At 67.4% G+C, this 12,592-nt stretch carries 10 protein-coding genes and 1 riboswitch; of the genes, 2 read left to right on the top strand and 8 right to left on the bottom strand.

Features of this window, described 5'->3' with window-relative positions:
- Positions 1–73: 73 nt before the first annotated feature.
- A complete protein-coding gene (locus AC1DP9_RS06220; RefSeq protein WP_441591938.1) occupies positions 74–820 on the bottom strand; it encodes a GntR family transcriptional regulator in 747 nt (248 codons plus the stop codon).
- Positions 821–1,175: 355 nt separating this feature from the next.
- Between AC1DP9_RS06220 and uraH the strand changes: the two genes are divergently transcribed.
- A complete protein-coding gene (uraH, locus tag AC1DP9_RS06215) occupies positions 1,176–1,529 on the top strand; it encodes a hydroxyisourate hydrolase (RefSeq protein ID WP_092292315.1) in 354 nt (117 codons plus the stop codon).
- A 31-nt stretch (positions 1,530–1,560) separates the two neighbouring features.
- Complete coding sequence (locus AC1DP9_RS06210; RefSeq protein WP_454756904.1) at positions 1,561–2,769, top strand: urate hydroxylase PuuD; 1,209 nt, start codon at positions 1,561–1,563, stop codon at positions 2,767–2,769.
- Between the two features lie 128 nt (positions 2,770–2,897).
- Here AC1DP9_RS06210 and AC1DP9_RS06205 read toward each other — a convergent pair whose 3' ends face one another.
- From AC1DP9_RS06205 to xdhA, 7 genes are all read right to left on the bottom strand, one after another.
- Entirely contained in the window at positions 2,898–3,476 is a 579-nt protein-coding gene (locus tag AC1DP9_RS06205) for a TMEM165/GDT1 family protein (protein WP_092292319.1), read from the bottom strand.
- Between the two features lie 63 nt (positions 3,477–3,539).
- A riboswitch (yybP-ykoY riboswitch) is annotated at positions 3,540–3,747 on the bottom strand.
- 68 nt (positions 3,748–3,815) lie between these two features.
- Positions 3,816–4,985 (bottom strand): fatty acid desaturase, encoded by a 1,170-nt coding sequence (locus tag AC1DP9_RS06200; protein ID WP_092292321.1) that lies wholly within the window; start codon positions 4,983–4,985, stop codon positions 3,816–3,818.
- A gap of 150 nt (positions 4,986–5,135) precedes the next feature.
- Entirely contained in the window at positions 5,136–6,458 is a 1,323-nt protein-coding gene (gene guaD / locus AC1DP9_RS06195) for a guanine deaminase (protein WP_477106861.1), read from the bottom strand.
- A 57-nt stretch (positions 6,459–6,515) separates the two neighbouring features.
- A complete protein-coding gene (locus AC1DP9_RS06190) occupies positions 6,516–7,571 on the bottom strand; it encodes an adenosine deaminase (RefSeq protein ID WP_477106860.1) in 1,056 nt (351 codons plus the stop codon).
- Between the two features lie 48 nt (positions 7,572–7,619).
- Entirely contained in the window at positions 7,620–8,630 is a 1,011-nt protein-coding gene (gene xdhC / locus AC1DP9_RS06185) for a xanthine dehydrogenase accessory protein XdhC (RefSeq protein WP_477106859.1), read from the bottom strand.
- 13 nt (positions 8,631–8,643) lie between these two features.
- A complete protein-coding gene (xdhB, locus tag AC1DP9_RS06180; RefSeq protein WP_477106858.1) occupies positions 8,644–10,989 on the bottom strand; it encodes a xanthine dehydrogenase molybdopterin binding subunit in 2,346 nt (781 codons plus the stop codon).
- A 14-nt stretch (positions 10,990–11,003) separates the two neighbouring features.
- Positions 11,004–12,509, bottom strand: coding sequence for a xanthine dehydrogenase small subunit (gene xdhA / locus AC1DP9_RS06175; RefSeq protein WP_092292329.1), 1,506 nt, complete (start codon positions 12,507–12,509; stop codon positions 11,004–11,006).
- Positions 12,510–12,592 lie beyond the last annotated feature (83 nt).

Below are 12,592 nucleotides of genomic sequence, written 5' to 3'. Positions count from 1 at the left end.
TGGGGGCGTCGAGATTTGTGGGCCTGGCATCGGCAACAGGGGTGTGCTGTTGTCCGGCGGCGGGAACATCGCGCTAGGTGGAGCGGCCCAGCACGCTGCGAAGATCGAAATTGCCGGGTTCGTCCGGCTGCACGCGGTCCGCGCAGGCGCCAAGGTGGTGCGCCATGCGTGACTGGGCGAGGGCGGCGTCGCCCTGTTCCAGTGCGTCGAGAATGTCGTCGTGTTCGTCGAACGAGCACGCGTTGTGGCCGGGGGCCTCCACGCTGGCGATCATCAGCGTGGTGCGCGAGACCAGCCGGCGCATCATCGTCACCAGCAGGGCATTGCCGGACAGCTCGGCCAGCGCGGTGTGGAATTCAGCCGAGAGCCGGATCCAGCGCGGGCGCTCATGCGTCAGGAAGGCCTGCCGCTCGGACTCCACCATCTTGCGCAGCGGGGCGATCACGGTGCGGACGTTGGGCAGGCTGGCGAGCTTCTCCAGCACGGCGCGCTCGAGCATCTGGCGCAGCTCGAACATGTCGTGCGCCTCGTCGGTGGACGGGCTGGCGATGAAGGCGCCCCGGTTCGGTTCGAGATCGACCATGCCGTCCGCGGCCAGCCGGGAGAGCACCTTGCGCACGGTGTGGCGCGCGGTGGCATAGATCTCGCAAAGCGAATGCTCGGTCAGCTTGGTGCGGGGCGGCAGCCGGTGCTCCATGATCGCGTCGTAGATCTCGTGGTACATGCGCTCCTCCACGGAGCCCTTGCGGGCTGGCTTGTTGTCGGAGGGGGTGGACTGGGCTTCGGCCACGGCGGCAATCAGTTTGAGATTCTTGGACATCCAGGGCACTCGCAAGGGAGACAGAGGGGATGATCGGGAGGCGCAACGATCCTGGCGAGTGGGTATCAAGCCGACATCAGGCGTCTTGATACTGGTCATGTCATCGCGTGGATCTAAAAATTGTTGACAATTATTTGGATATGCAAGCACTATTGTCAACAAAACCCGAGAAGGTTTTCGACAAGTACGGGAAATCCCCGAGTTGTCATCCGGGTTGGGCGGGCGCATTGTCGCCACGCACCAATCCAGCGCCGGGATGCGTTAAATGACGTACCGAGCGGGCATCATTCCCACAAATGGTGCTAGTGAAGGCAGCGGCGCCCCTCACAACCCACACCCGCAAAGGAAGAACAGGATGGGACGCTTGACCACTCACGTTCTCGACACGGCCGCCGGCACGCCCGGCAAGGCGATGTCGGTCACCCTTCATAAAATTGTCGACAATCGCCGCGAGACGCTCAAGCGCCTCGTGACCAACCACGATGGCCGTTGCGACCAGCCGCTGCTGGAAGGCGATGCGCTCGTGGCAGGCGTGTACGAACTCGAGTTCGGCGCCGGCGACTATTTCCGTGCCCAGGGCGTGCAGTTGCCCGAACCGGCATTCCTCGACGTGGTGACGCTGCGCTTTGGCATTGCCGACACCGCTGCGCACTACCACGTGCCCCTGCTGGTGTCGCCGTGGTCGTACTCGACCTACCGCGGCAGCTGAGTACCAGGCGGACGGGAAAAGGAGACAAGTCATGGAAGGTTACATTCTCGACTGGGCCAACATGCTGTTGCGCTGGGTGCACGTCATCACGGCCATCGCGTGGATCGGTTCCTCGTTCTATTTCGTCTGGCTCGACAACAGCCTGACGCCCCCCGGCGATCCGGCCCTGAAGGAGAAGGGCGTCGGCGGCGAACTTTGGGCCGTGCACGGCGGCGGGTTCTACAACCCGCAGAAGTACATGAGCGCGCCCAAGTCGCTGCCCGAGAACCTGCACTGGTTCTATTGGGAGTCCTACTCCACGTGGATGACCGGCTTCGGCCTGCTGGTGGTGCTGTACCTGTTCAACGCCAGCACCTACCTGATCGACAAGAACGTGTTCGACATGTCGCCCGGCGCGGCGGTCGGCTTCGCGGTCTCGTACCTGATCATCGGCTGGGTGGTCTACGACTCGATCTGCCGGCTGTTCGGCAAGAGCGACCGCCTGGTGGGCATCCTGGTGGCGGTGTTCGTGGGTGTGGCGGCGTACGCGGCCTGCCACATCTTCTCGGGCCGCGCGGCGTTCCTGCTGACCGGCGCGATGATCGCCACGATCATGAGCGGCAACGTGCTGATCTGGATCATCCCGGGCCAGCGCAAGGTCGTGGCGGCGCTGAAGGCCGGCCAGCCGGTGGACCCGATCCACGGCAAGCGCGGCAAGCAGCGTAGCGTGCACAACACCTACTTCACGCTGCCGGTGCTGTTCGCGATGCTGTCGAACCACTACAGCATGACGTACGCGCACAAGCAGAACTGGCTGGTGCTGATCCTGATCATGCTGGCCGGCGTGCTGATCCGCCAGTTCTTCATCCTGAAGCACAAGGGCAAGATCAACGTGGCGTGGCCGGCTGCCGGGGTGGCGCTGCTGGGTGTGGTGGCGGTGATGATTGCGCCGCAGCCGCGTCCGCAAGTGGCCAGCAACGCCGCGGGCGACGCCGCCAACGCGGTGAGCTTCGCCAAGGTGCAGGAAATCGTGAACGCCCGCTGCGTGCAGTGCCACGCGGAGGCGCCCAAGATGATGCCGACTGCCGCCAAGGGCATCAAGCTCGATACCGTCGACGAAATCAAGGCGCATGCGCAGCTGATCTACCAGCAGGCGGTGCAGCAGAAGGCCATGCCGCTGGGCAACGTCACGCAGATCACGGAAGACGAGCGCGCGCTGCTGGGCCAGTGGTTCGAGGGCGGCGCCAAGACCACCAACTGAATTTGACCGGGCATCGGTGATCGACGGTCCGGGGCTGTGCAGTCCCGGCGGCCGGCAGTACCGGACCGGCGAGGGTTTGAACGGGGCGCAAGCCCCGTTTTTTTATAGCGCGACGACTCTGGCTTGTCTCAGTGGCCGCCGACGTTGAACAGCGCCAGCAACCCGAGCACGAGGAAGATCACCGCGGCGATCTTGTGCACGAGGGCGATCGGCATCCGGTTGGCGAAACGGTCGCCGAGCAGCACGGCGGGCGCGTTGGCCAGCATCATGCCGAACGTGGTGCCTGCCACGACGGCCAGCACTTCGCCATGGAAGCGTGCTGCCAGGGCCACAGTGGCGATCTGCGTCTTGTCGCCCATTTCGGCGAAGAAGAAGGCGACGATCGTGGTGCCGAGGATGCTCAGGGCACCGTTGGCCGGCTTGGCTTCCTCTGCCTCGTCGAGCTTGTCCGGAATCAGCATCCAGCCGGCCATGGCGATAAAGCCGAGGCCGAGGATCCAGCGCAGCAGGTTGGCGCCGAGCACCTGCGTAATCCAGCCGCCGAGCGCGCCGGCGAAGCCATGGTTGACGAGGGTGGCGATCAGGATGCCGGCGATGATCGGCAGGGGTTTGCGATAGCGTGCGGCCAGCACGAGCGACAGCAATTGCGTCTTGTCGCCCATTTCTGCGAGCGCGACGATACCTGTGGAGACGAGGAACGATTCCATTCTTATAGGATTGATACCGGGCCGCACACGCATCGCGAGATGCCAATGACGCACACCTTTCCCGGCCCGGCCAGAAAGGTATGGTCATCGGTCTCGCCAGGCGTTGGACATAGGAGTCAGGCACGAAGCCCGCTCGGGTCCTGCGCTGCGTACGCCATAACCGTTGATGCTGGACACCACGGTCAAGTCTGTTGACGTACGCCCCTGTCTGCCGTGTGCCGCATTGCGCGGCGCGGTGAGACGAGGGCGGCTACTCCCCAATGGAAGTCGTAATTGTACTAAAAGGCGGCGGACACTGTCCACCGCCTTTGGCATGGCTGTTGGGAAATGCGGGTCAGGTCAGACCGGCACGGGCGAGTTGTCGCTGGTCTGGCGGCCGCGGAAGTCGGTCCAGCACAGGGCCTTGAAGTCGTACAGCTTGCAGCGGCGCGCCGTGCGGAAGTACCAGCGCCACGAGAAGTTCTCGATGATGATGCGGCCCGGCAGCGCATGCTCCAGCAGGGCCTGGGCGCGCTTGAGCCGGTACAGCGGCACGCTCATGTCCACGTGGTGCGCGGTGTGCTCCATGATGTGGTGGAGCGCGGCGCCGATGCCGAAGCGGAAGCGCAGGTGCACGGTGGTCGAGACGAACGGCTGGGCCTTGGCCCACATCGGCTTGGTGTCGTACCACGCCACGCTCGTGTGCGTGTGGTGGACATACAGCACGAAGCCCACGGTCAGGTTCCAGATCAGGAAGGGCAGCACGAAGCCGGCGCCGACCAGCCCCAGGACCGACTGGTCCGTGGCCACGGCCAGCCAGGCCAGCGCACCGATCCAGATGGCGCCGAAGGTGGCCACCAGCGTGCAGTCCCACATGAAGATCGCGCGGCGCGTGGCCATCTGGCGCTTGCTCGGGAAGAACAGCTTGAACCACCAGATCTCGATCAGGTAATAGAGTCCGGCGCCGAAGCCATTGCGGTAGACCCGCTCCATCACCCGGCGCCAGCGCGGCAGCGCGCGGAATTCCTCCAGCGAGTAGGGCGCCCAGACGAAGTCGAAGCCCTTGAGGTTGGTGTACCCATGGTGGACCACGTTGTGGCCGACTTCCCACAGGCTGTAGGGCGTGAGCGACGGCAGGAACGTCAGCCGGCCGAGCCATTTGTTCAGGCCACGGCGGTCCGTCAGGCTCTGGTGGCAGGCATCGTGGCCGATGATGAACAGCCGGGCGATCACCAGACCCAGCAGCACGCCGAGGCCGAGCTTGGCCCACCACTGCGGCGCCAGGACCACGCCGGCCAGCACCGCGGCGAAGATCGCGTAGTCGAGCGCGAACAGCGTCAGCGCGCGTGCCACGCTGCGCTCGCCGAGCGGAATCAGCCAGCCACGGATGGTCTTGCGGTTAGGGAAGGGGGCCTCGAAGGCGATGGGTTCCGGCAGGGGAACGCCGGCGAGCTTGCGGGGCGGGTGGGCAGGGTGGGAAGCCGGCTCAGCAGTCTGGGCCGGCGATACATCCAGAGATCGGGCAGTCATGTCAGTCTTTTTGGGTCTGTCTTGGCGCACCCGATAGCCGGGGGCGGGCAATGCGACAGCCTAGAAGGCTTTGATGACGGTTGTGTTGATGCTGGTCAAGGCGGACGGGCGACAACACGTATTTGCCTGCCGTCCGTCGCCCAAAAGCGATCAACCCGCCAGTTCCCGCGTGGCTTCGCCCATGATGTAGACGTTGTCCACTACGCGGTCGTCGCCGAGCATGGCGAAGGCGAACAACTGCTCTTCGAGCGTCTCGGAGCGGCTGCTGCGGCGGGCGATCAGCGGCGTGGCCTCGGGGTCCAGCACCAGGAAATCGGCCTCGCAGCCCACGGAGAAGCTGCCGATGCGGTCCGCCCAGCCCAGCGCCTCGGCCGCGCCGCGCGTGGCCAGGTAGAACATGCGCAGGGCGGTCAGGTGGTAGCCGCCCATGCGCGCCACCTTGTGTGCCGCGTTCATGGTGCGGAACATCGAGAACGAGGTGCCGCCACCCACGTCGGTGGCCAGCGTCACGTTCAGGCGGTGGGCATCGGACTGGTGGAAGTCATAGAAGCCGCTGCCCAGGAACAGGTTCGAGGTGGGGCAGTGCGCCACGGCGGCGCCGCTGTCGGCCAGCCGGCGGCGGTCGTCCTGGTCGAGGTAGATCGCGTGGCCGTAGAACGCGCCGGGGCGCAACAGGCTGTAGCGGTCGTACACGTCCAGGTAGCTGCGGGCGTCGGGGAACAGCTCGGCCACCCATTTCACCTCGTCGCGGTTCTCGGCCACGTGGGTCTGGATGAAGGCGTCCGGATGCGCGCGCGCCAGTTCGCCGCAGGCCGCCAGTTGCGCCTCGGTGGAGGTCGGCGCGAAGCGCGGCGTGATCGCGTAGGCGAGCCGGCCCTTGTTGTGCCACTTCGAGATCAGGTCGGCGGAGTCCCGCGCGCCGCTCTCGGCCGTATCGCGCAGGAAGTCCGGGCAGTTGCGGTCCATCATCACCTTGCCCGTGATCATGCGCAGGTTGCGGTCCTGGCTCGCGGCGAACAGGGCGTCGGCGGAGGTGGCGTGCACCGTGCTCCAGACCATCGCCGTGGTGGTGCCGTTGCGCAGCAGTTCGTCGGCGAAGAACTCGGCCACGGCCCGCGCGTAGGCGGGCTCGCTGAAGCGGCGTTCCTCGGGGAAGGTGTAGGTGTCGAGCCAGTGCAGCAGGCCCGGCGACGGCGACGCGATGATGTCGGTCTGCGGATAGTGCACGTGCGTGTCGATGAACCCCGGCACGAGCAGCTTGCCGCGATGGTCGACCACCTCGGCACCGGCCGGGATGTCGCGCGCCAGGTCCTCGTACAGCCCCACGGCGGCGATGCGGCCGTCCGTGACGAGCATCAGGCCGTCTTCCCAATATTGATACGCCTCCTCATGGAACTGCGGATCGCGCAGGAAGTGGAGGATGCGGCCGCGAATGGCGCGGGTCTTGGCGGGATTGGGGGAAGTGGTGGTCATCTTCTCGTCTCAGGGGCGGCCGGACCTGGGGGTCCGGCGTCTTGTTTATGCGCCCGGTCAGGTCGTGGGAGCCGTCGCGGGCGGGTTCTCGGGCGTGGCGGACCAGAAATGGTCCACCTCGGCCAGGTAGTCGGCCTTCTGCTTGGCGGGCAGGAAGGCCGCTTCGAAGCTGTTGCGGGCCAGCTTGTAGGCGTCGGCGGCGTCCAGCGGCAGCGCGGCGAACGAGGCTTCCCAGTTGGCGTTCATGTAGCCGCCGAAATAGGCTGGATCGTCCGAATGCAGCGTCACGGCCACGCCGGCATCGAGCAGGCGCTTCATCGGATGGTCGCGCAGGTCGGGGTAGACCATCAGCTTCTGGTTCGACAGCGGGCATACCGTCAGCGCGATGCGCTCGCGCGCCAGCCGCTGCACCAGGGCCTCGTCCTCGACGGCGCGCACGCCATGGTCGATCCGCTCCACACCGAGGATGTCGAGCGCATTGATCACGTACTGCGGCGGGCCCTCCTCGCCGGCATGGGCCACGCGATGCAGGCCGAGCGCCTTGGCGCGGGCGAACACGCGCGCGAATTTCTCGGGCGGATGGCCCTTTTCGGACGAATCCAGCCCCACGCCGACAAAGCGGTCGCGGTAGGGCAGGGCCGCCTCGAGCGTCTCCAGCGCGGCGTCTTCGGACAGGTGGCGCAGGAAACAGAGGATCAGGCTGCTGGAGAAGTCGTACTGGGTGCGGGCCTGGGCCAGCGCGTCGGCAATGCCGTCGATGATCACGCCCATCGGCACGCCGCGCTCGGTATGGGTCTGCGGATCGAAGAAGATCTCAGCATGGCGGACGTTGTCGGCGGCGGCGCGCTTGACGTAGTCCATCGTCATGTCGAAGAAGTCTTCCTCGGTCAGCAGCACGCTGGCGCCGGCGTAGTAGATGTCGAGGAAGGACTGGAGATCGGTGAACGCGTAGGCTGCGCGCAGCGCCTCCACGTCGGGGTAGGCCAGCTTGACCTGGTTGCGCTGGGCCAGCCGGAAGATCAGCTCGGGTTCGAGCGTGCCTTCGATATGCACGTGCAGTTCGGCCTTGGGAGTACGGCGGATGCTGTCCGCGAGCGCGGCATCGATGGTCATGGGGCCTCTTTTATGTCTTGGGCGGCTGCCGGATCGCGGCGGCCGAAGTTACGGATGCATCGCTTCCGCCTGGCTGGCGGCCAGCGCCGCAGCGCGCTGGTCGCGCACCTGAAGCAGCTGGGCGACGATGGCTACCGCAATCATAGCCGGTGCCTTGTCCGTAATGCCGGAGACTCCCATGGGACACGTCATTTCCGGGAAGCGGGCCGGGTCGATCCCGTGCTCCGCCATCCGGTGTTCGAACTTCGCGCGCTTGGTTTTCGAGCCGATCAGGCCGAAGTAGGCGTAGTCCGTGCGGCGGAAGATGCGCTCGCAGAGCGCCTGGTCCAGCGCGTGGCTGTGGGTCATGACCAGGAAATACGCGCCGGGCGGGGCCTGGTCGGCCACGGCCTCGGGGGTATCGGAAGCCTCGGCCTCGACGTTCTCGGGCAGGCCGCCCGGGAACAGCGTGTCGCGCTCGTCCACCCAATGCACGCGGCAGGGCAGCGTGGCGAGCACCTTGACCAGCGCATGGCCGACGTGGCCGGCGCCGAACAGCACCACGTGCATGTCGTCGGGCACCAGCGTGTCGATCCAGGCGCCGTCGGGGCGCAGGGTCACGGACGGCAGCAGCGCGCGGCTCGGCGCCACGGTGACGGGACCGGCGGCCGGCACGGTCCGCTCCAGCGCCTTGCCACTGGGGAAGGCGGCCTCCACGGCCTCGAGCCAGCCCAAGTCCTCGGCGTCGAGCACCTCGAACGCCAACTGCACCACGCCGCCGCAGCACTGGCCCAGCGACGGGCCGAGCGGAATCCGCTCGATGCGGCGGGCGGCGGTGCCGGCGCCATGGGCACCCTCGCCGGCCATCATCGACCGGGCGATGTCCATCCCGCGCCATTCAAGGTGCCCGCCGCCGATCGTGCCGACCAGATCGCCGGCCGTGACCAGCATGCGGATGCCGGGCTCGCGCGGCGCGGAGCCCTTGACCTCGACGATGGTGACCATCGTCACAGGCACGCCGGCGCGCACCCAGCGGGCGGCGTCGGCGAAGCGGAAGGGTTTGAGCGGGGCGTCCTGCATGATGATGACCGCCTCAGGCGCGCGCCGCCTGCACCGCTTCCACGGCATCGAGGATGGCCTCGCTCGTGGCCGGGGCGCGCAGCGGCGGGTTGATGCGATAGTCGCCTACCGCCGCGATGGCGTCGCGGATCGCGAAGAACACCGAGAACGGCAGCAGCAGAGGCGGCTCGCCGACGGCCTTCGAGCGGTGGATGCTGTCCTCCACGTTGCTGTTCTGGAACAGCCGCACGTTGAAGTCCTCCGGGCAGTCGTTGATGGTCGGGATCTTGTAGGTGGACGGCGCGTGCGTCATCAGCTTGCCGTTCGGGTTCCACCACAGCTCCTCGGTGGTCAGCCAGCCCATGCCCTGGATGAATGCGCCCTCCACCTGGCCGATGTCGATGGCCGGGTTCAGGGACTTGCCGGCGTCGTGCAGCGCATCGGCGCGCAGCAGCTTCCATTCGCCAGTCAGCGTATCGACGAGCACTTCCGAGCATGCCGCGCCGTAGGCGTAGTAATAGAACGGCCGGCCCTGCAGGGCCTTCTGGTCCCAGTGCAGCTTGGGCGTGGTGTAGAAGCCATCCGACCAGAGCTGCACGCGGGCCACGTAGGCTTCGCGGGCCAGGTCGCCGAAGGACAGGCGCAGCTCGCCGGCGACCACGAGGTCATCGCCGAAGCGCACCGCGTCGGCCTCCACGCCGGCCTTGCGCGCCGCGAAGGCGGCCAGCCGCTCGCGGATCTGGCGCGCGGCGTCCTGCGCGGCCTTGCCGTTCAGGTCGGCCCCGGTGGAGGCGGCCGTCGCCGAGGTGTTGGCCACCTTGCTGGTATCGGTGGCGGTCACGCGCACGCGTTCCAGGCGGATGCCCAGCTCGTGCGCCACCACCATCGCCACCTTGGTGTTCAGGCCCTGGCCCATCTCCGTGCCGCCGTGGTTCACCAGCACCGAGCCGTCGTTGTACACGTGCACCAGCGCGCCGGCCTGGTTGAAGTGCGCCACGTTGAACGAGATGCCGAACTTCACCGGCGTGATGGCGATGCCCTTCTTGAGCACCGGGCTCGTCGCGTTGAACGTGCGCGTGGTGGCGCGCCGGGCCTGGTACTCGCTTGATGCCACCAGCTCGTCGATCAGCTCGTGGATCACGTTGTCTTCCACGGTCTGGCCGTACGGCGTGACGTTGCGCTCGCCCTTGCCGTAGAAGTTGGCGCGGCGCACGTCCAGCGAGTCCTTGCCGACGTTGCGGGCGATGTTGTCGAGGATGTATTCCACCGCGAACGCGCCCTGCGGGCCGCCGAAGCCACGGAAGGCGGTGTTGCTCTGCGTGTTGGTCTTGCCGCAGTAGCCGTCGATCTGCACGTTCGGCAGCCAGTAGGCATTGTCGAAGTGGCAGATCGCGCGGGTCATCACCGGGCCGGACAGGTCCGCCGAGAAGCCGGCACGCGACACCATCTCCACCTGCACGCCCTCGATGCGGCCCGCGTCGTCGTGGCCGACCTCGAAGTCGAACACGAAGTCATGGCGCTTGCCGGTGATCATCATGTCGTCGTCGCGGTCAGGACGCAGCTTCACCGGGCACAGCAGCTTCCAGGCCGCCAGCGCGGCGCAGCAGGCGAACATGGCCGACTGCGACTCCTTGCCGCCGAAACCGCCGCCCATGCGCCGGCACTCCACCAGCACCTGGTGCGCGTGCCAGTTGAGCATATGCGCCACGGCGTGCTGCATTTCGGTGGGGTGTTGCGTCGAGCACCAGACGTGCATGCCGTCGTTCTCGCGCGGCGCGGCGTAGGCGATCTGGCCTTCGAGGTAGAACTGCTCCTGCCCGCCGAGCTGGATCTTGCCGGCATCGCGATGGGTGGCCCCGTCGATGTGCGCGCGCGGCGCGCCACGCGTCAGGTGCATCGGCGGCAGCACATAGCTGCCGGCGGCGTGGGCGGCCTCGGGCGAGAGCACCGGCGGCAGATCTTCGTAGTCGATCTCGGCCAGGCGGGCGGCGCGGCGCGCGGCGTCGTGCGACGACGCCACCACCACGAAGATCGGCTGGCCGATGAACTGCACCACGTCGCGCGCCAGGATCGGGTCGTCGTGGATGATCGGGCCGCAGTCGTTCACGCCGGGGATGTCGTCCACGGTCAGCACGGCCACCACGCCGGGCGCGGCGCGCACCTTGTCGAGCGACATGGCGCGCAGCCTGGCATGGGCGCGGGCGCTCATGCCCAGCGCGGCGTGCAGCGTGCCGGCCAGCTCGGGGATGTCGTCGGTATAGGTGGCGGTGCCGGCCACGTGCAGGTGGGCGGATTCGTGCGGGCGCGAGATGCCGACTTGCGGCGAGGCTTCGGCGGCCACGCTGGCGTCGAGCAGGAAGGGTTCGGTCTGCTTGTTCATGGTGCGGGCTCTCCTCAGGCGCTCACGGGTTCGCCGGCGCCGAGGGCGCGGACGTTGACCACGGCGGCGGGCAGCGCGTCGGCGCGCGTTTCCAGCCAGAAGCGATAGAGCAGGTTGGCGGCGCCGCGCGCGCGGTAGGCGGCGGTGGCGCGCATATCGGTCAGCGGCTGGTAGTCCTGGCCGAGTGCGGCCATGCCGGCGCGGGCGGTGGCTTCGTTCCACGGCTGGCCGACCAGGGCGGCTTCGGTGAGGGCGCCGCGCTTGGGCGTGGCGGCCATGCCGCCGAAGGCGACGCACGCCGCCGTGACGATGCCGCCTTCCACGGTGATGGCAAACGCGGCGCAGACGGCCGAGATGTCCTCGTCGAACCGCTTCGACAGCTTGTACGTCCGGAAATGCTGCGGGCCCCGGGAGCCCTTCGTCGGCACGCGCAGCCCGGCAACGAACTCGCCCTCGGCCATCGCCGTCTTCTGGTAGGCGAGGTAGAGGTCCTCGAGCGGCATGGTGCGGCGCGTCTCGCCGCGCTGGAGCACCACCTCCGTGCCGAGCGCGATCAGCGCCGGCATCGAGTCGCCGATCGGCGAGCCGTTGGCGATATTCCCGCCCAGCGTGCCGGCATTGCGGATCGGCAGCGAGGCAAAGCGCTTCCACATCTCGTCGAGTTCCGGGTGGGCGGCGGTCAGCGCCGCGTAGGCGCGCTCCAGCGTCACGGCGGCGCCGATCTCGAGGAAGCCGTCGCGCTCGGCCACGGTGTTCAGGTCTTCCACCTGCCCCACGTAGAGCAGGTTGCCGAGTTCACGGAACTGCTTGGTTACCCAGAGACCCACGTCGGTGCTGCCGGCCAGGATGCGGATGCCGGGCTCGGCGGCCTTGATCGCCCCGAATTCGGCGGCGGTGCGCGGGGCGTAGAAATGCTGGCCGCGCACGCTGTAGTGGAAGGTCTCGCCGCGCTTGAGGTTGCGCAGCGTGTCGGCGATCTGCTTCGGATTGAGCTTGCTGGCGGCGGGCGCGGGCAGCGCCATCATGCGCTGGCCGGCGTCGATGATCGGCCGGTAGCCGGTGCAGCGGCACAGGTTGCCGGTCAGGGCGTCGCAGATCTCCTGGCGCGCCGGGGGCTCGCCGCCGGGCGTGTGCTGCTGGTACAGCGCCCACAGTGACATCACGAAGCCGGGCGTGCAGAACCCGCACTGGGAGCCGTGGCACTCCACCATGGCCTCCTGCACCGGGTGGAGCGTGCCGTCCGCCTGGCGCAGGTCTTCCACGGTGATCAGGGCCTTGCCGTCGAGCGTGGGCAGGAACTGGATGCAGGCGTTCACGGCCTTGAAGGCCACGTCGCCGCCATCCTGCAACTCGCCGATCACGACGGTGCAGGCACCGCAGTCACCTTCGGCGCAGCCTTCCTTGGTGCCGGTGCAGCGCACGTCCTCGCGCAGGTACTGCAGGACCGTGCGGGTCACCGGGGCGTCGGACACTTCCTGGACCTGGCCGCGGTGGAAAAAGCGGATGGTTTGCGTCTCCATGGTCTTCTCTCTTTCGGGGATGGCGGAAACATAGCACCGGCCACTTTCATGCAATATTCGGCCCAGGTGATATGCCCCATCAA

It is taken from the genome of Cupriavidus sp. 01L43 (assembly GCF_056399925.1).
The sequence above is the reverse complement of the archived record's forward strand: the minus strand, read 5'-3'. Positions and strand labels throughout refer to the sequence as shown.

Bases quoted from the DNA above. Each gene is read 5' to 3' on its own strand.
- AC1DP9_RS06200 (WP_092292321.1), bottom strand. From the start codon at position 4,985: ATGACTGCCCGATCTCTGGATGTATCGCCGGCCCAGACTGCTGAGCCG.
- xdhA (WP_092292329.1), bottom strand. From the start codon at position 12,509: ATGGAGACGCAAACCATCCGCTTTTTCCACCGCGGCCAGGTCCAGGAA.
- AC1DP9_RS06220 (WP_441591938.1), bottom strand. From the start codon at position 820: ATGTCCAAGAATCTCAAACTGATTGCCGCCGTGGCCGAAGCCCAGTCC.
- uraH (WP_092292315.1), top strand. From the start codon at position 1,176: ATGGGACGCTTGACCACTCACGTTCTCGACACGGCCGCCGGCACGCCC.
- AC1DP9_RS06190 (WP_477106860.1), bottom strand. From the start codon at position 7,571: ATGACCATCGATGCCGCGCTCGCGGACAGCATCCGCCGTACTCCCAAG.
- guaD (WP_477106861.1), bottom strand. From the start codon at position 6,458: ATGACCACCACTTCCCCCAATCCCGCCAAGACCCGCGCCATTCGCGGC.
- xdhB (WP_477106858.1), bottom strand. From the start codon at position 10,989: ATGAACAAGCAGACCGAACCCTTCCTGCTCGACGCCAGCGTGGCCGCC.
- AC1DP9_RS06205 (WP_092292319.1), bottom strand. From the start codon at position 3,476: ATGGAATCGTTCCTCGTCTCCACAGGTATCGTCGCGCTCGCAGAAATG.
- AC1DP9_RS06210 (WP_454756904.1), top strand. From the start codon at position 1,561: ATGGAAGGTTACATTCTCGACTGGGCCAACATGCTGTTGCGCTGGGTG.
- xdhC (WP_477106859.1), bottom strand. From the start codon at position 8,630: ATGCAGGACGCCCCGCTCAAACCCTTCCGCTTCGCCGACGCCGCCCGC.